The sequence below is a fragment of the Bradyrhizobium sp. 604_D8_N2_3 genome (genome assembly GCF_051810765.1).
Lineage (GTDB): Bacteria > Pseudomonadota > Alphaproteobacteria > Rhizobiales > Xanthobacteraceae > Bradyrhizobium > Bradyrhizobium barranii.
The window spans coordinates 3590933-3607532 of record NZ_JBPWPM010000001.1 but is presented as its reverse complement, the minus strand read 5'-3'; the positions used below and the strand labels follow the sequence as shown (position 1 = coordinate 3607532).

Here is a 16600-nt window from a genome sequence, read left to right as displayed (position 1 = left end):
GTGCGCCGCCCCGCGAGGTCAGCAGCCGGCGTGCGTTGCGGCCTGATCCGGCAGCAGAACGCGACGCGGGTGCGTGAATACGCCGTATCCGTCATCGCGCGCGATCGCGAGCAGCGTGATCCCCGCTTCATCCGCGGTCTTGATCGCGAGTGCGGTGGGTGCGGATACGGCCACGATGACCGGTGCGCCGAGCATCGCCGCTTTCTGCACCATCTCGACCGAAACCCGGCTGGTCAGCAGCACGGCGCCATCGCACGCCGATCTCCCCTCGCGTACGATCGCACCGGCGAGCTTGTCGAGCGCATTGTGCCGGCCGACGTCCTCTCTGACCAGGCCGACGCCGGCCCGCGGATGCCAGAAGGCCGCCGCGTGGACGGCCCGCGTTTGCTGATTCAGGATTTGGTGCGGAGAAAGGGCCTGCATGGCGCCCAGCAAGTCGCGCGCGTGGAAAACGATGCCCCGGCCCTTCACCCGCGCCGGCGCGCGGCGAGCCTGTTCGAGGCTCTCGATGCCGCATAGCCCGCAGCCAACGGGGCCGCTGATGGTTCGGCGCCGTGCAGCCAGGGATGCCGCGCGGTCACCATCGAGCCACATCCGAACCTCGACGCCGAGATCGTTCGGGATCAGCTCGATGCTGCTGATCTCGCTCGCACGTTCGACGATGGCCTCGGTGAGGCTGAAGCCGATACCGAAATCCTCCAGATCTCCCGGCGTGCCCATCATCACCGCCTGGGTCGAACCGTTATAGGTGAGCGCGATCGCGGTCTCCTCGGCAACCAGCCGCGAGGTCGACTTCGTCTGACCGCCGCGCCAGGCAATCTCCCAATGCCGCGTGAATGTCGAGCCTTTCGCCATGACTCATACCGTCGCCGGCTGGGGCGAATGGCGCGACGCGCGGCTCTTGAGCGCGATCCCGAATGCGATGAATCCCCATCCCTGGAAGATCAGGTCGACGACCAGCATCACACCAAGCAGCCACAAACCGATGGCGGGCCAAGCCGCAACCAGCATGACACCGACGCAGAAGGTCAGGACGCCCGCAGCCACGATCCAACGCCAGCCCGCGGCCGGCCGGATATGGAAACCGGCCCAGATCCTTATCACCCCGGCTACGACCAGGAAGGCGCACACTGCGAGAGACAGCGTGAACGAAGCCAGGATCGGATCGTAGAGTATGATGGCCCCGGCGGCCGCATAGACGATCCCGGCCAGTAGCCAAAGCAGGAATCCTCGCAAGCCGCGCACTGAAAACGCTTGCACGATCTGGAAAATGCCAGCGACCGCCATGGTGGCGCCGATGACCAGTACGGACGCGAGGTTCGCCGCCATCAGATTGGCAGATGCAACACCGCCGAGGATCAGTTCGCCGACACCCAGCGCAACGAACCAGCCCCATTTTCCGGTGATGGCGTGGATGGCCCATCCGAGCGAGGCCTTCGAGTTCGACATGTCCGTCATGGCTTGACCCTTGTTCGCACGACGATCCGCAGATCATGAATAGGGCAAGCGTATCGAGATCTGTCCCAACTCATCTTTCGAGGACGCAGCGATATTATTTGATCCGCACGATACGGACCGTTGCGCGAGGATCGCGACTAGCGCGGGATGGTCACGACGGTCCTGAACCCGTCGGAGCCGCCGCGGACGTCGATGGTCCCGTGCAGACGCGCCGCAAGCGTCTCGACGATGGAGCGGTCCTCTTCCCGGTACCGACTTTCGTCGGACGAGCCGTTGTCCATGATGCTGCACGCAACCGACGTCGCCGTGAGCCATACTTCGAGACGAATGGCGCCTGCTCCGCAGTGGGACACGTGGCGCACCGCACCGGTGATCAGTTCGAAGACGATCATCCCCAGCAGCCAGCAGCGCTCGGAACTCATCTGCAGCGGATGCAGCAGCAGCGAGAGCGCAATACCCTTGTCTTCGAGGCTCGAGCGGCTGATCGACCGGCACAATTGCTGAAGATAGGCCGCCAGATCGACGGTGGTGGTGAACTGCGGCATTTGCAGCGCGTGGTGAAGTTGTGCATGACCTTCCAGCCGGTCCTGCACGGAAGCGAGGGTCGCCCTCGCTTCGATGCCGTCGCAACGATCGGCCGCCTGCGCCACCAGATCAATCGCCGAGGCGAGCTCGTCGTCGATCCGGTGCGCGAGCTCACGCAGCAGCAGGCGCTCCGCCTTGACGCCGCCATCCGGCAGGAGTTCCGAGAGGCTGCTCATCCTTTACCCGCCTCCCGGCCCAACGGCGTGCTTTGCACTTACGGGTTCTGGCCGCTTCGGCCGGTCTCGTAGAGGAACCAGATGCGCCGTTCCGTTTCGTCGATCCAGTTTTCCAGGACGCTCGCGGTGGCGACATCGCCGTACTCGTCGCAGAGCTCGTGGACCCGGCGCATTTCCCGCGTTAGCTGCTGGTTGTCGCTGCGCAGCTCGGCGAGCATGTCCTGCGGATCGACATAGTCGGCATCGTTGTCGAGAATGCGCTGCTCGCGCGCGATGTGGCCGATCGAGCGTAGCGTCGTGCCGCCGATCTTGCGTGCGCGTTCGGCGATGTCGTCAGTCATGGCGAAGATTTGGTCGGCCTGCTCGTCGAGCATAAGGTGGTAGTCGCGAAAGTGGCTGCCCGACACGTGCCAGTGGAAGTTCTTGGTCTTCAGGTAGAGAGCGAAAACGTCGGCGAGCAGCGCTCTCAGCGCGGCTGGAACGTCCCGGTTCGCATTCGCTCCGAGATCCGTCGGGCTTTGGAGGTCTGCTTTGGTCATGGTCGGCATCCTTGTGTTGGAGGTTGGAAACATCTAACCGCGCGGTGCGCGAGGAATCTTTCCAGCGCGAAAGATCCTTTTGGGATCGCACGCCTGCGAGGGGCGCCCGCTGGCGCGCCGCGGGTTCATTTCACTTGTGTCACCCTGTCCCGCAGCGGCAGAAGCGACATCGATGCGAATACGCCATCGCGACGGATCAATGCGTGGAACAGCCCCGCCGCCAGATGCAGCAGCACAAGGGCAAAAAAAGCGAAACCCAGATAGACGTGGGCATTCCAGAGCAGCGTGTGCATCAGGTCGCTCTGCGGCAGCAGCGCGGGAATTCGGATCCCGCCATACAGGACGACCGGATAGGCCGCGGCCCAGAGCATGCCGAGACCGAGCAACGGCATGACGATCATGAGGCCATACAGGAGCTGATGCGACAATTTTGCTCCAAACTTCATAGGTCTCGAAAGATCGGCCGGCAATGGCGGCGCACCGTAATGCAGCCGCAACGCCAGCCTGATCAGCACGAGGACCAGCAGGATGACGCCGATCGTCTTGTGGACCAGGATGAGCGGCAGATATTTCGGCGCGACCGTGGAGACCATGCCGACGCCAATGAACAGCATGGCGAGGATGCAGACCGCCATCAGCCAGTGCAGAACCCGCTGGATCAGGGCAAAACGATGAGGAGCGCTGGTCATGGCTTGGCGGTCCCGGTTCGCGGATAGTCCCTGGCTTCGGCCGCGCGCAGATCGTAGGATTTGCGGTAGACCGATGAGCGTGCAGCCGGGAACGGATCGTCCGACACCCGGATTCCCTGTGGCAGGACCGCCGGATCGAAATTGATGTCGCGGCACGGTCCATCGCGCTCCGGCTCGATCCGCTGCACGATCAGCGTTCCGACCTCCACTTTGCGACGGTTCTCCGGCCAGGCCTTGCTCGGATCCGCGGTCGGGTCGCCCGGATCGGCGACGGTCGTGACCATGGTCCATCGCAGTGGACCGGCGGTCCGGACCCGTTCGGTGATCTCCTGCTCGAGATAATCCGGCCCGCGCTTTTCGAGGTCGGCCTGCGAGATCGGAATGGGTTGCGCCGAGGGCAACAGCGACCATCGCACGGTGTGGTCGCCGCCTCCGGCGTCCGTGAAGACGAAGCTGTTGAGACCGTTATAGGGCTCCTCCGCATAACTGCCGGTCCAGGGCGCCGTCTTGGCCCAGGCCGCGAAGGGGCCGAATTCCGGGTTGGCCTGAATGAATGCCTTCATCGCCTCCGGATCCTTCTTTCCGGATGCGATCAGCAGGTCGTGAAATGCTTGCGGCGTGGAAACCGCAAAGACCGGCGGGTTGATCATCGCCATGCGCCACTCTTCGCCGTCTGCCGTCGTGATCTGCAATCCCAGGCCGCGGACGCGCACGGTCGCATCAACCGCGTTCGGATCGGCCGTGCCGAGATTGAAACGGCCCAAGGCCGGATAGTGCCCCTGCGCGAAGACCTTGGCCCGGGAGAGCTCCGCACCGTTTCCATTCGCCTCGAATGTCCCAGTGAAGCAGATTCCCTTGGCATGATTTCGCCGGTGCCCGAGCGGCGGGCCGCTCGGAGGCGTCAGCGCAGCGATCATCCGTTCCGGCGTCAGGCGCCCCGGCGAGAGCCATCCCGCAGTGTATGCGAAGGCAGCCGCGCCGCCGCCGACCACGGCCGCAATCAGGACGAGGGACCCAAGCCCCGAACGTGGTAGCTTGCCTTGATTCATCCGGTCTCCTTTGCGATGCGCAGACCGCCTGGCAATCGGGTGCGCGCGGCGCTCTTTCGAGCGACGCAGCCTCCTTGTAGCCGGCGGCCAAGGCCCGATCTTTTCGAACCCACCGCCAATTTCGCGAAGGCACGCCTGAACTGTCTTCGGCGTTCGCCGGACCGGATCCGGCTTCGGGCATTCTCGAAATTTTTCGTGCAATTTGACAATCGATCGTGATGCCCGAAAAGACCCACCCTGCGCCCCGCCCTATTCCAGATGCGCTTCGCACGATGGCGGCGGTCGACTCCCGAACGATGGACCGTGTCGCGACGGGGCCGCCAGCGCCGCAGAGGCTGGAATGCGATTGGGAATCGAATGAGCAAAGTGATCATCGTCACGGGTGCTGCAAACAGCATCGGACGAACCACCTGCCGGCAACTGATGCAGGCAGGCCACACGGTCTACGTTTCAAGCCGGGAAATGAGTGGCCCTATTGCGCAAGGGATCGAGGAGGCTGGATCAAATCCCGGCCAGCCCGGCCCCGATCTCCGCACGATCGAGTTTGACGTCTCTTCGGAATCCTCAGTGACCTCGGCCGTTGAGACCATCATCGCCGAAAACGGCCGCCTCGACGTGGTCGTGCACAATGCCCGGCAAGTCGTTTACGGACCCGCAGAAGCCTTCACGCCGGAGCAGCTTGCCGAGCTCTACGATACCAACGTCCTGATCGCACAGCGCCTCAATCGCGCGGCGTTGCCACAATTGCGCAAGCAGGGTCAGGGCTTGCTGATATGGATCACGTCAAGCAGCGCGCGGGGCAGCTCGGTTCCGTTCCTCGGCGCCTGTGCTTCAACGGAAGCCGCCCTGGATTCGCTGGCACTCAGTTACGCCGGCGAGCTCGCACGTTGGGGCGTCGAGACGACCATCATCGTTCCCAGTGCTCTCGGACCCGGCCACTATGTCCGATCCGGCCGGCCGCAGGATACTGTTCGGGCGGAAGAATACGCGGATGGTCCAACCGCCGACGTGAGTGAAATCGCGCTTGCGGGACTCGCGCAGCTTTCGCCGAAGGATACGGCCCCACAAGATGTCGCAAGCACAGTTGCGAATGTCGTGAACATGCCGTTCGGACAACGTCCGCTGAAAGTTCATTTCGGCCCGGATGACGATGGGGCGGCAGCTGTCGACGCCGTCGCCGACCGCGCTCGCACGGAACTGTTCCGCCGGATCGGCCTGGAGGATCTTCTCAAGCCCGTGTTGATCCGATGAGATCACCCATTGGCGGAGATTTCCCCAATCGACGGTCGTTCCCAAAAAATCGGGACTCTCCCCGGAGTTCCCTGCCCTCCGGACGAAAGTGATCAGCGACATTCATCGGTGATCCTTTACCGCGATACTGCTGGATGTTACGTTTGGAGCTGCCACCGCGGTCACACGTTTCGGCCCGAGTTCAAGTCATAGAGTACGACGAGTCGGTCGTCGGATTTAATATTTTCAAATGGTCCACCGCTGGCAGAGCAACGCCACAACAGCCACGACCGGACCCTCTCTCCAGGAGAGCTCCGCTCAAGAGATTTTCGTCTTTGGGCCGTTTCGTCTGGACGCCTCGCAGAGACGGATCGAGAAAGATGGCAATCCGGTTCAACTGTCGGCTCGCGCATTTGACCTTCTGCTGACACTGATCCGGCATGCGGGCGACGTCGTCAGCAAGAGCGATTTGATCGCCAGGACATGGCCAGGCTCCAGCGTCGATGACAACAGCTTGCGCGTCCATATCGCAGCACTCCGCAAGGCGCTCGGGGACGGCAATGCCGGCGCCAAATATCTGAGCACGGTCTCGGGACAGGGTTATTGTTTCGTCGGTTCGGCCGCGAGCCCGGAGCAGAATCAACCTGCACCGACCAAGCCTGTTCGCGCGCACAACCTGCCGGCACATCCCTGGCAGATGGTGGGCCGCGAGCAAACCATCCAGGATATATCGGAAAGGCTCAAAGCCCAGCGTTTCATCACGGTCGTCGGCCCGGGCGGCATCGGCAAGACGACGGTCGCTGTTTCCGCGGGCCACGCCCTTCTCGCGGAATTCGCCGGCCAGGTTCACTTCGTCAGTCTCGGTGAGACCCGCGATGCCGCTCTGGTACCGGCCATTGCAGCATCTTCGCTCGGGCTGCGGGCGCGATCGGACGATCCCTCAAACAGTCTTGTTGCAGTCCTGCGCGACCGGCGGATGCTGCTCATTCTGGATTGCTGCGAGCATGTCGTCGACGCCGCAGCCGCGCTGGCCGAACGGCTCTACCAGGAGGCACCGCAGTTGCACATCATGGCCACGAGCCGGGAGCTGCTGCGGGTCGAAGGCGAGCACACATATCGGCTCTCGCCTCTGACAAGCCCGCCGGAAAATGCCGTTCTGACGGCCGAGAGCGCGATTGCCTACCCCTCCGTAAAGCTCTTCGTGGAGCGCGCGGCCGCAGCTGGAGGTGAGTTCGGATTGACGGATGCGAACGCGTCGGACGTCGGCAACCTCTGCTGTCGGCTCAATGGCATCCCGCTCGCGATCGAGCTCACCGCCGGCCATGTGACCGCATACGGAGTCAAGGCCATGGTCCAACTCCTCGACAAGCACTTCAATCTGCTGTGGGAAGGACGACGCACGGCGCTGCCCCGGCACCGGACGCTTCGCGCAACCATCGAGTGGAGCTACGATCTTCTATCCGAGCCCGAACGGGTGGTTCTCAGCCAGCTATCCGTGTTCGTCGGCAGCTTCACCGCCGAAGCCGCCCGAGCGATCGCCGGCAGCGATCCCACTAGCGACGACACGACCATGGCTGCGCTCGACAACCTCGTGGCCAAGTCGATGCTTGCCCTGAACCAGGGCTCGCAATCGATGCGCTACAGGCTCGCGGACGCGACGCGGGCCTACGCGCAGGAGAAGCTCGCCGCCAGCCCCGACGCCGAGATCGTGCCGCTACGCCACGCCTCCTACTTTCGGGATTTGCTTGAAAAGACGGCCGACGAGCCGAATGAAGGCCTGTCGTCGATGGCCGATCAATTCGGCGACATACGCAGCGCGCTGGCGTGGTGCTTCTCGGATCGAGGCGACCGCAGAACCGGCGTCCGCCTCGCTGCGGCAGCGATCCCCCTGTTCTTCAAGCTGTCGCTCTTCACCGAATGCCAGTTCTGGGTCACGCGCGCAATCGAAGCGCTTCATGAGACGGGCGGAAGTGTCAGGCACGACCTCGCACTTCATGCCGCGTTGGCGTCGGCCCGGATGCTGACGGGACAAATCGACGAATTGGGCGTCGGCTATCTCGACAGAGCGGTCAGGTTGGCCGAGACAATTGGCGATGTCGCCGGCCAAATCCGCCTGATTGGCCGACTGCATCTGCTCCAATTGCTGGTCGGCAATTTTGACGATGCGCTGGCCACCGCTAAGCGCGGCGAAGCGATTGCCCTCGCCAGCAACGATTCCGTCGGAGTGGCGCGCATGCGCATGTTGCTCGGAACGTCGTGCCACTATCTGGGCGAGGTTGCCGCGTCTCGCTCGTACGTCGAAGCGGCGCTGTCCCATCCGGGACTGGAAGGCGACTCCCGTGGCGGCCTGACGTCCGATTACCCGAAGCGTCCTCAAATCACCCTCGCCCGCATCTTGTGGCTCGAGGGACATCCCGATCAGGCCACGGCGACGGCGCGCCAAGCCATCTCCGATGTGATCGCCATCAACCATCCGACCATACTGTGCATAGCGCTGCCCTGGGCATTCGGTGTTTTCCTCTGGAACGGAGATGTGGGGGTGTGCGAGGAGCACATTGACAGGCTCCTCGTGGAGACCCGCAAGCATAATCTCGCCACCCTCCAGACGGTCGGCGACGCCATGAAAGGGATTGCGCTACTGGCCCGCGGCGAGAGTGATATCGGGCTGGCCATGCTGAACGCCTCCGTCAAGAAGCTGCAGAGCCAGCGCTACGGCGCGGCGGCCGGACTTTGCGTGCCGCTCGCGGAAGCTCTGGCGGCGACAGGTCGTGGAGATGAAGCACTCGACATCCTCGATCAGGCGATTGCCCGGGGTCGGCGTCGCAACTTCATGGTGGAGATGCCGGACATGTTGCGGGCAAGGGCAGAAGTGCTGATCCGCAAGGACAATCCCGACTTCCTGGAGGCGGAGCGGAGCCTGGCGCAATCACTTGACCTTGCCCGACATCAGGGGGCGCTCGGTTTTGAGTTGCGCACGGCAATCGGTCTTGCAGGGCTATTGCAGCGGCGGGGCCGCCGCAGTGAAGCGCAAGACGTGCTTGCGCCCATCTATGGACGATTCACCGAGGGGTTCAATACGCCCGTCCTGAAAGCGGCCAGCGAATTGCTTGCCGAATTGGCGTCTCCGCCTTCGGGCTCGCTCGCCGCGAGTTAATCTCTCTGACAAACTCGCGTGGGGTGCGCGAACCTGCAGTGGCCAGGTCGCGCGGCTGGCGGCGATGCCGTGCAATCCGGATAGAAGCGCGCGGCATGGAAAGACCGCGTCGAGGGGCCGGCATTCTTGGTCCGGCAATAGGACTTCGAAGCCAACGTTCTGGAGCACGGGGGATGCGGCGCTCGCCGAGGCCGCACCTGCGTCCGATGACATGTATCGGACGCCGCCCCCGGGGCATCCTGGAGCACCGACCGTACTATTATGTCGAAAACTCCGTCATCATCGCTCTCGCGAGCCTGAGATCCGTGGTCTCGAAACCCTCAGTGAATTTGCCGTACACAAGAGCCAGGATTTGGTGCGCATCGGCGGGACGGCCCTGACTCGTCCTCAACCGTGCCAGGCTGATGGCCGCTCTCAGCTCCCAGAACAGCGCACCTTGGCCGCGCGCGACTTCGAAAGCCTTGTCGAAGCACTGCTCGGCGGCGATAGCCGAGCGACGCTCGCCGGGATGCCGGAGCAACTCGCCCTTGATGCGCCAGAGCTCAGCCGCGTACCACCGCTCATCCCTCGCCTCGCAGCGCGCAAGCGCCTCGTCCGCGGTCGCAAGCCCCAGCGATACTTCGCCGACCTCTCCGAGACATGCTGCCAGTTCGCCGAGAGGAAGCAGGAAGCGCGGCAGGAAACGCGCCTCGCCCGCCAGCTCGAGCGCCTTGCGCAGCAACGTCAATCCGGCGGCGACATCGCCACGCCGCGCCATCACCATGCCCCTGAAGGCGCGCGCCCATACGTTCCATAGACGGATCGGATGACGTTCGGTGTGCTCGAGCAGCATGGTGCAATAGCCTTCCGCAGCATCGAGGTCGCCGGCCAGGAAAGCAATCGGACAGGCACCCTGGCCGAGTACGCTGCAGAAGGTCAGGGCATGACCACTCGCACGGCCCTCCTCGACATTGCGCTCGACGACGCTCAGTGCCTGATCCGCCAACCCGAGAAGCCACAGGATGCGCGCCTGGAAATAGCGTGCCGAGGCTCGCAGGTCGAACCTGAAACGGATCACCTGCGGCTTCGCCGCCAGATCGGAAAGGCGAGACAAGGTCCGCCCAATGTGATGATGCGCCAACCGCTGGTCACCGAGGTAGTGCAGCGTCGTGGCAAGCAGCCGATCGCCCATCATCCGGTCGACCGAATTTTGGGAATCGGCCACGATATCCGCGAAGCGGTGCGCGAATTCCAACGCCTTGCGGAACTCGCCGTTGTTGAATTGATCGATGCAGAGCCCCCAAAGCGCACGCAACAGATAGTCGCTGTCGCCGAGCTGCTCGGCCAGCTGCAGGGTCGCCGCCCAGGCCGGACCGGCCTCTCGAGCCCTGCCAACGCCGTACATCAGTGACCAGCCAAGCGCGGCCGATAATTGCATGCGGAGCCGCAAAGCGCCCGCGGCGCTGCCGTCGAGGCTGGCCAACGCCAGTTCGGTCCGCTCGCGGCACTCGGCGAGGAGCGACAATTGTACCCATAACGGGACGGCCCCTGCGGTCAGCGCCACTCCGATCTGCGCATCTCCGTCGGGCGAGAAAGCCCAATCGAGGCTGGATCGTACGTTGTCGATGTGCTGGCCATAAAAGCCGAGCCACTCCGCCTGCGGTTTCACTTCGCTGTCAGCTTCCGCATTCGCAAAGAACCCGCCATAGTATCCGGCCTGGCGGCGCGCGACGCCGGGAAATTCGCCGCTGGCGTGAAGCTTTTCCAGCGCATAGGCGCGCGTGGTGTCCAGCAGGCGATAGTACGGGCGCTCGCCGCGAATATCCGCAAGGACGAGCGACTTTGCCACCAGGTTGGCAAGCTCCGCGGTGACATCGCCCATCCCTTCGCCGGCGACCGCGATCACGGCATCGAGTAGAAACTCTCCGGCAAACACGCCGAGCCGCCGCAGAACCCGCGCCTCGGCGTCCGGCAGTAGATCGTAGCTCCAGTCGAGCGTCGCACGAAGCGTTTGCTGCCTGGGCAACGCAGTACGCCGGCCGGTCGTCAGAAATTTGAACCTGTCGTCGAGAAGTGCCGCGATCTTCGGCGGACTGAGCATCACGGCGCGCGCCGCCGCGAACTCGATCGCGAGCGGAATGCCATCCAGCCGGCGGCAGATGGCTGCGACGGCATCAAGGTTCTCTTCGTCGAGCGCGAAGCTGGAGCCCAGCGCTTTCGCTCTGGTCGTGAACAATTCTACCGCCGTGTAGGCCGATGCGGCGTCAGACCCGAGCCGGACTTCGGGCGGCACACCCAGGGGCGGAACGCGATAGACATGTTCGCCGTCAATGCGCAGCGCTTCGCGACTTGTCGCCAGGACGATCGTTCCGGAACACTGGCTGACGATCGTCTCGGCCAGTTGGGCCACGGTATCAACGACGTGCTCGCAATTGTCGAGAATGAGCAACAACTGCCTGGCTCCAATCGCGCGCGCTATGGAGCCCGGGGTGATCTCCTCCCCTTCGAGCTTGATACGGAGCGTGCTGGCGACGGCCGAGCACACGAGCTTGGGATCGGGCAGCGAGGCCAATTCGACCAGCAACCGGTCGGCCGCAAAACCGGCTGGCGGCGTCCTGGCAGCTTGTAGTGCAAGGGCCGTCTTGCCGATCCCGCCAGGCCCGACGAGGCTCACGACGCGATAAGCCGATAGAAGCTCCCACAAACGCGCGACCGCGGTGGTGCGGCCGATGAGAACGAATGATGCATTGGGAATGTTGGTCGACGGCAGTGGCTGGGGTGCGGCAGATTGTAGCGGGGCAGCCATCTGCCGGGTCCGCCATGAACCCAGCAGGCGATAGCCCCGGCCGACCGTTGTCGCCAGCATGTCACGATCCGAACCAAAGGCCTTCCGGATCGCCGCGATATGGACCCGAAGTGCACTCTCCTCGACGAAGACGCCGCGCCAGACACGCTCCGTCAGGTCATTCTTGGTGACCAGCCCGCCTTCGGCCTGAGCCAATTCCGCAAGAATCTCGAAGGCACGACCGCCCAGAGGAACGGACTCTCCCATCGAGCGCAGTTCGCGTCTGGCAAGATCGATCTCCCATTCAGCGCAAGCGTAGACGGGGCGCTGGTTTGGCTCGGCCATCATCGGCATAGCCCCAGGCGGTTGCTTGATCTTGCGCCCAGCGTATCACCAACGCATTCAAAATACACAATCTGTCCGGCGACCAAGGCCGCCAGACACTCGCCGCAAATATCGCAATGCTCGCACGTCAGCAGCCGCGACAGATGGATCCTTCCAGCATCTTCTCGACCCGTGCGTCCTCCTTGTCGATGGTCGCATCCGAGCCGAGCAGCGGTCCCTTCGTCGGATGACCAACCCCCTCCGATGACGGGAGCGCGGTGCCGAGCGAGTTCGTTCCCGGCGCAGCAGCGCTGGTACCGAGCGCGCCACCGCTCTCCATCGACATGTGGGATCCCATGCCGCCGCGGGCCGATGCGACACCCGAGAGCGCAAGACTGGCGACGACGCAGAGAAACCAGAGCAGTCTCATGGCTCACACTCCTCATGTTGTATGACCTGCACCTAGAACTGGGCGTCGCACACGATTCGACCACGCACGATCGCGCGAGCAACTATGACAATTGTGACAGAGTTCGGCTTCGAAGACGCATCAGACCTTGGTAACCGCGCGCACTGCCTGATATTCCCGTCATCTTCTCGCAAGAGTGATGCTCAACAAGCGGGGTTTTCCGGCCGGCCCGGTATAGAAAGCAATTCCGGAAACGCCATCAGCCGAGCAGCGATCATCGCCAAGCGACTCTCCGCACATCACAAGCAATGGAGAATCGCTATGAGTGCATTCAAAACCCTGATCGCCGCAGTGCTGCTTTCAACGGCAACGATATCATCCGCCTCCGCGGCCTGGTCCTATGCCGATCAGGAGCCCGCCGCATTTGCATCAATGTATCCCAATCGCGACGTGCTGAATGGCGGCGCATTGACGCCGGCAGGGCGAATGGGTCTCGAGCGGTCCGGTGGCGCGGCTCCGGTGTTCGGAGCGGGCCACATCTACAACCGCCACGGGCATCGGTGAGCGGCGGCAACACGCAAAGGCAAATTGCCGCGTCACCATGCCTGTCTGTGACCTCGCTCGGAGTGCGACCGCGCCATGCGGCGCACCCCGCGGGTCCGGAGCCTCGATCGATATCATCGGCTCCGAACGTTTGTTCGCGACGACGGCGTAGAACGCTCCCCCAGATCGGGCGCCGGTGACGGGTCAATTCTACGCACACCATTGTAAAACTTCACAGTTCTTCAGCTTCTGTAATCCGGCTCGCGTCGGGTCCCGCGCTACACTCCGGCTATCGACTGTTGGACGAGCAGGCCCTCCATTGGCGCCATACCGCCGCCCGGCAGGCACGAAGACCAGCAGCGCTATGGAGGCATCGCTTGATCACCGGTGGAAGTGGCCATTTGAGTCCGGACATTGCGAGGCGCTTGCGAAAACTAGCGATCGTCGCCGTCATATTTGCGGCCGGCGCAGCCAGCGCCTCTGCGCAACAGCGATACGATCCCGGTGCGAGCGACACCGAGATCAGGATCGGCAACATCATGCCCTATAGCGGCCCGGCATCGGCTTACGGCATCATCGGCAGGACGATGAGTGCGTATTTTCGCATGGTCAACGACAATGGCGGCATCAACGGCCGGACAGTCGCGTTCATCTCCTACGACGATGGCTACAATCCGTCCCGAGCGGTCGAGCAGGCACGGCGGCTCGTCGAGGACGACGAAGTGCTCGCGATCTTCGCCCCCTTCGGTACCGCGAGCAACGCCGCCATTCAAAGGTACATGAACCATCGCCACGTGCCGCAATTGTTCGCCATATCGGGGGCATCTCGCTGGGCTGATCCCGTCCACTTTCCGTGGACGATCGGCTGGCTACCGAGCTACCGAACCGAGGCACGCATCTACGCGGACTATATCCTGACGCATCACCCTGGCGCCAGGATCGGCATCCTCTACCAGAACGACGACTTCGGACGCGACTATCTGGCTGGCCTGAAGGAGGTGCTACAAGACGTGTACGCGCAAATGGTGGTTGCGAGCCTGCCATATGAAATCAGCGAGCCGACAATCGACTCGCAGATCGTGGCGATCAAGGCGGCCGCCCCCGACATTTTCATCAATGTCGCCACGCCAAAATTCGCGGCTCAGGCGATCAGGAAGCTCGCCGAGCTGGACTGGCATCCCGTCCACATCATGACGAACGTCTCGGTTTCGGTCGGCTCTGTGTTGAAGCTCGCAGGACTGGACAACGCGAAGGGAGTCCTGAGTGCCGGGTACCAGATGGACGTGACCGACCCGCAGTGGGACTCATACCCGGGCATGCAGCATTTTCGCGCGTTCATGGCGAAATACTATCCGGACGCAGATCGATCCGAAAGCGGCCCGCTGGTGGCATTCAATATGTCGAGCGCGCTCGTTGAGGTGCTTAGGCGCTGTGGCGACGATCTCACACGCGAGAGGATCATGCAGGTGGCGACGAATCTCGACATCGAGGGGGCGGCCTATATTCCCGGCGTCCGGGTCAAGACATCGCCGACGGACTTTCGCCCGATTGAGCATCTCCAAATGATGCGCTTCACCGGCGAGAAGTGGGAATGGTTCGGTCCGCTCATGAATGGCCATTCGGACCAGATAACGCTTTCGCCCGACTAGCGAGCAATCGCTTTCGAGATGAAGCGCGGGCGCCGACTTCGTGCAAAGGCGAAAATGATCGTTCAATTGATACTGCTCATCCGACACACGCGTACACATGTCTGGCAGGCGAGCCGAGGCGTTCCCGGCGTCGCTTTGTCAAGGAGACGTGCAATGACTACACTGAAGCTCTTGTCGGCGGGACTGATGGTTTCGGCCATGATCGCCTCCCCCGCGATGGCTCGCGAAGGCAACAACCAGGCGCGCCGGACCAATGACGACGCCTATGCGTCGGTTCAGCGCGTTCCGGTGACGTCCAAGCGCAACTGTGTTCGCGCTCCCGACGTCGGCGCGTATGCGAGCGACCCCTGGCGTCGGCCTCCGTGCGAGCCCAAGTCGGGCTATTGAGCACGCCAGCCGGAGCGAGCCCCCTTGCCGCAAGGCAATCGTCAGCGCGGACTTGAAGAGATTCATCTCGGCGCTTCGGGGGCTTCCATCTCACAGACGTGACTGGAGGAAGAATGGCGGCCCTATGAAGCCCCGTTCTTCCGACCGGCCCTGTCTGAGACGCATTGATCCGTACCAACGCCGCGGCCCGGCATCTGCAGCGGATCCGAGAGCGATGCCAGCTCCATCGCGGAATTCACCAACCTCGCCACTGCAGTCTCAGGCCCCGCGAGGGCAGAGGCCTATTCGGTCGAGGCAGGGGCATCAAAGATCGAATCCAGCCGCAGCGGCATCTCGCCATCGACTCGGCGTGTCACCCGTGAAGCGCCTGAACGTCGTCGTGAAGTGGGCCTGGCTCTGAAAACCCACTGTGAGCGCGACCTCAACAATCGGCATCTCGCAGTCCCGCAGCAGATCCTTGGAGCGCTGTATCCGGTGCCGCAAGATATATTCGTGAGGCCTGCAACCCGTCGCGGCGCGGAACTGGGCGGCGAAATGCATCCGGCTCAGGCCCGCGGCCGCGGCAAGATCCGCCAGCACGATTTTCTTGCGGAAGTGAGTCTCGATATAGTCGAGCACCCGCTTGAGCCGCCACTTCTGCAATCCGTGGACCGGCCTTTCAGAAGTGCATTGGCCGACGCGGGCTCGCTCGTCGAACCTCGGCTCCGCCTCGGACCGCAAGGCAAGGAGCCGGGCAATGACGGCAAATCGCAGGGCGTCGACGCAAAGGGCGCTATCGGTGGCCTTCAATCGCTCCATCGCGACGAGAGCTTCGGACAGGCGCTGAACAACCGGATCGTCGTCACAAATGGGCGCCGTTGTCAGAGAGCTAGGTGCAGTCATGGCCGCGCGTTGCCACGGGATTTCGACGCGAAGCCAGCCGGTGTCGCGCGCCGGATTACACGGGGATATGCTGGAGCTGCGCCGTGGCCGCCCTTCGATCGCAATGACCAGACCGAGCCGCTCGAAGGCAATCGTCGTTGCATCAAGGGGGGACAGATCGTCCCTGCGCGAAACGGTGGTAGGCGCGATGACCTTCGGAAGCGGCGCGATCGAGGCCATTGCGATGGCCGAGCGGAAATCTGTTTCGTCCGCGGTGACGGTCGCCTGGGTGTCGCCATGCTTCGGTTGTGGCGACAGTAATAATGGCTGAGACATGATCTTACTCTGGCAAGGACAATCCAAACGATGATGCCCCATTCCGGCGAAGCGCATCGATCGCAGAGTAAGGTAGCAAGCTATGGCCCGATCGCGAGTGAAGAGGCGCAAAATCAGGAAACTTCAGGCTCTCCTTCGCCGACTTGCCGACACAGTCGAAGCGATGCGTCGTGCCATCCTTTCAATCGAGATGCCGCGCGATATCCTGCAGCTCGCGATGTGAACAGGTGTCGCTTCGACCGCTCGATAACGAAGAGACCAAGCAGGCTGCCGAGCTTCTGAACCGTTGCGACGCGAAGTCCCCTGCCCCGTGTTGCTGTCGGGATGTGCTGCACGCTCCTTCCGGCCCGCTCTCCCATTTTGGCACTCCCATTCGTCCTCACGAATTCGTGTGCAAGCAACGAGCGTTTCGGACGCCTGCATCGAGCCATGGCGAACAGCCGGCTA

The 16600-nt window shown here is 63.1% G+C and carries 14 protein-coding genes; 5 read left to right on the top strand and 9 right to left on the bottom strand.

What is annotated here, in order from left to right; translation table 11 throughout:
* Positions 1–18 precede the first annotated feature (18 nt).
* The 6 genes from fdhD to AB7245_RS16945 form a co-directional block, all read right to left on the bottom strand.
* Entirely contained in the window at positions 19–855 is an 837-nt protein-coding gene (fdhD, locus tag AB7245_RS16970) for a formate dehydrogenase accessory sulfurtransferase FdhD (RefSeq protein ID WP_085401761.1), read from the bottom strand.
* Positions 856–858: 3 nt separating this feature from the next.
* Positions 859–1458, bottom strand: coding sequence for an HdeD family acid-resistance protein (locus AB7245_RS16965; protein WP_085401762.1), 600 nt, complete (start codon positions 1456–1458; stop codon positions 859–861).
* Positions 1459–1595: 137 nt separating this feature from the next.
* A complete protein-coding gene (locus tag AB7245_RS16960) occupies positions 1596–2219 on the bottom strand; it encodes a histidine kinase dimerization/phosphoacceptor domain -containing protein (protein WP_085401763.1) in 624 nt (207 codons plus the stop codon).
* A gap of 38 nt (positions 2220–2257) precedes the next feature.
* Positions 2258–2758: a Dps family protein gene (locus AB7245_RS16955; RefSeq protein ID WP_063986515.1), complete on the bottom strand. Its 501-nt coding sequence runs from the start codon at positions 2756–2758 to the stop codon at positions 2258–2260.
* Between the two features lie 125 nt (positions 2759–2883).
* Entirely contained in the window at positions 2884–3447 is a 564-nt protein-coding gene (locus tag AB7245_RS16950) for a cytochrome b (protein WP_085401764.1), read from the bottom strand.
* On the bottom strand, positions 3444–4496 hold the full coding sequence (locus tag AB7245_RS16945; protein WP_085401765.1) for a catalase family peroxidase: 1053 nt from the start codon (positions 4494–4496) through the stop codon (positions 3444–3446). Before AB7245_RS16945 ends, AB7245_RS16950 begins: the two co-directional genes overlap by 4 nt.
* Before the next feature lie 357 nt (positions 4497–4853).
* Between AB7245_RS16945 and AB7245_RS16940 the strand changes: the two genes are divergently transcribed.
* Both AB7245_RS16940 and AB7245_RS16935 read left to right on the top strand, forming a co-directional pair.
* Positions 4854–5747 (top strand): SDR family NAD(P)-dependent oxidoreductase, encoded by an 894-nt coding sequence (locus tag AB7245_RS16940; RefSeq protein WP_085401048.1) that lies wholly within the window; start codon positions 4854–4856, stop codon positions 5745–5747.
* A gap of 229 nt (positions 5748–5976) precedes the next feature.
* Positions 5977–8880 (top strand): ATP-binding protein, encoded by a 2904-nt coding sequence (locus tag AB7245_RS16935; RefSeq protein WP_085401047.1) that lies wholly within the window; start codon positions 5977–5979, stop codon positions 8878–8880.
* Between the two features lie 259 nt (positions 8881–9139).
* On the opposite strand, the gene AB7245_RS16930 is transcribed toward AB7245_RS16935, so the two are convergent.
* Positions 9140–11992, bottom strand: coding sequence for an ATP-binding protein (locus tag AB7245_RS16930; protein ID WP_354115604.1), 2853 nt, complete (start codon positions 11990–11992; stop codon positions 9140–9142).
* A gap of 124 nt (positions 11993–12116) precedes the next feature.
* Entirely contained in the window at positions 12117–12398 is a 282-nt protein-coding gene (locus AB7245_RS16925) for a hypothetical protein (protein ID WP_028153535.1), read from the bottom strand.
* A gap of 84 nt (positions 12399–12482) precedes the next feature.
* Between AB7245_RS16925 and AB7245_RS16920 the strand changes: the two genes are divergently transcribed.
* From AB7245_RS16920 to AB7245_RS16910, 3 genes are all read left to right on the top strand, one after another.
* A complete protein-coding gene (locus AB7245_RS16920) occupies positions 12483–12941 on the top strand; it encodes a hypothetical protein (RefSeq protein ID WP_439034445.1) in 459 nt (152 codons plus the stop codon).
* 404 nt (positions 12942–13345) lie between these two features.
* Entirely contained in the window at positions 13346–14569 is a 1224-nt protein-coding gene (locus AB7245_RS16915) for an ABC transporter substrate-binding protein (RefSeq protein ID WP_439034444.1), read from the top strand.
* A gap of 153 nt (positions 14570–14722) precedes the next feature.
* On the top strand, positions 14723–14956 hold the full coding sequence (locus AB7245_RS16910; RefSeq protein WP_063984302.1) for a hypothetical protein: 234 nt from the start codon (positions 14723–14725) through the stop codon (positions 14954–14956).
* 303 nt (positions 14957–15259) lie between these two features.
* Here the strand turns inward: AB7245_RS16910 and AB7245_RS16905 are convergent, their stop codons facing one another.
* Entirely contained in the window at positions 15260–16153 is an 894-nt protein-coding gene (locus tag AB7245_RS16905; protein ID WP_085401041.1) for a helix-turn-helix transcriptional regulator, read from the bottom strand.
* Between the last annotated feature and the right edge of the window lie 447 nt (positions 16154–16600).

Bases quoted from the DNA above. Each gene is read 5' to 3' on its own strand.
- fdhD (WP_085401761.1), bottom strand. From the start codon at position 855: ATGGCGAAAGGCTCGACATTCACGCGGCATTGGGAGATTGCCTGGCGC.
- AB7245_RS16965 (WP_085401762.1), bottom strand. From the start codon at position 1,458: ATGACGGACATGTCGAACTCGAAGGCCTCGCTCGGATGGGCCATCCAC.
- AB7245_RS16960 (WP_085401763.1), bottom strand. From the start codon at position 2,219: ATGAGCAGCCTCTCGGAACTCCTGCCGGATGGCGGCGTCAAGGCGGAG.
- AB7245_RS16955 (WP_063986515.1), bottom strand. From the start codon at position 2,758: ATGACCAAAGCAGACCTCCAAAGCCCGACGGATCTCGGAGCGAATGCG.
- AB7245_RS16950 (WP_085401764.1), bottom strand. From the start codon at position 3,447: ATGACCAGCGCTCCTCATCGTTTTGCCCTGATCCAGCGGGTTCTGCAC.
- AB7245_RS16945 (WP_085401765.1), bottom strand. From the start codon at position 4,496: ATGAATCAAGGCAAGCTACCACGTTCGGGGCTTGGGTCCCTCGTCCTG.
- AB7245_RS16940 (WP_085401048.1), top strand. From the start codon at position 4,854: ATGAGCAAAGTGATCATCGTCACGGGTGCTGCAAACAGCATCGGACGA.
- AB7245_RS16935 (WP_085401047.1), top strand. From the start codon at position 5,977: ATGGTCCACCGCTGGCAGAGCAACGCCACAACAGCCACGACCGGACCC.
- AB7245_RS16930 (WP_354115604.1), bottom strand. From the start codon at position 11,992: ATGATGGCCGAGCCAAACCAGCGCCCCGTCTACGCTTGCGCTGAATGG.
- AB7245_RS16925 (WP_028153535.1), bottom strand. From the start codon at position 12,398: ATGAGACTGCTCTGGTTTCTCTGCGTCGTCGCCAGTCTTGCGCTCTCG.
- AB7245_RS16920 (WP_439034445.1), top strand. From the start codon at position 12,483: ATGACAATTGTGACAGAGTTCGGCTTCGAAGACGCATCAGACCTTGGT.
- AB7245_RS16910 (WP_063984302.1), top strand. From the start codon at position 14,723: ATGACTACACTGAAGCTCTTGTCGGCGGGACTGATGGTTTCGGCCATG.
- AB7245_RS16905 (WP_085401041.1), bottom strand. From the start codon at position 16,153: ATGTCTCAGCCATTATTACTGTCGCCACAACCGAAGCATGGCGACACC.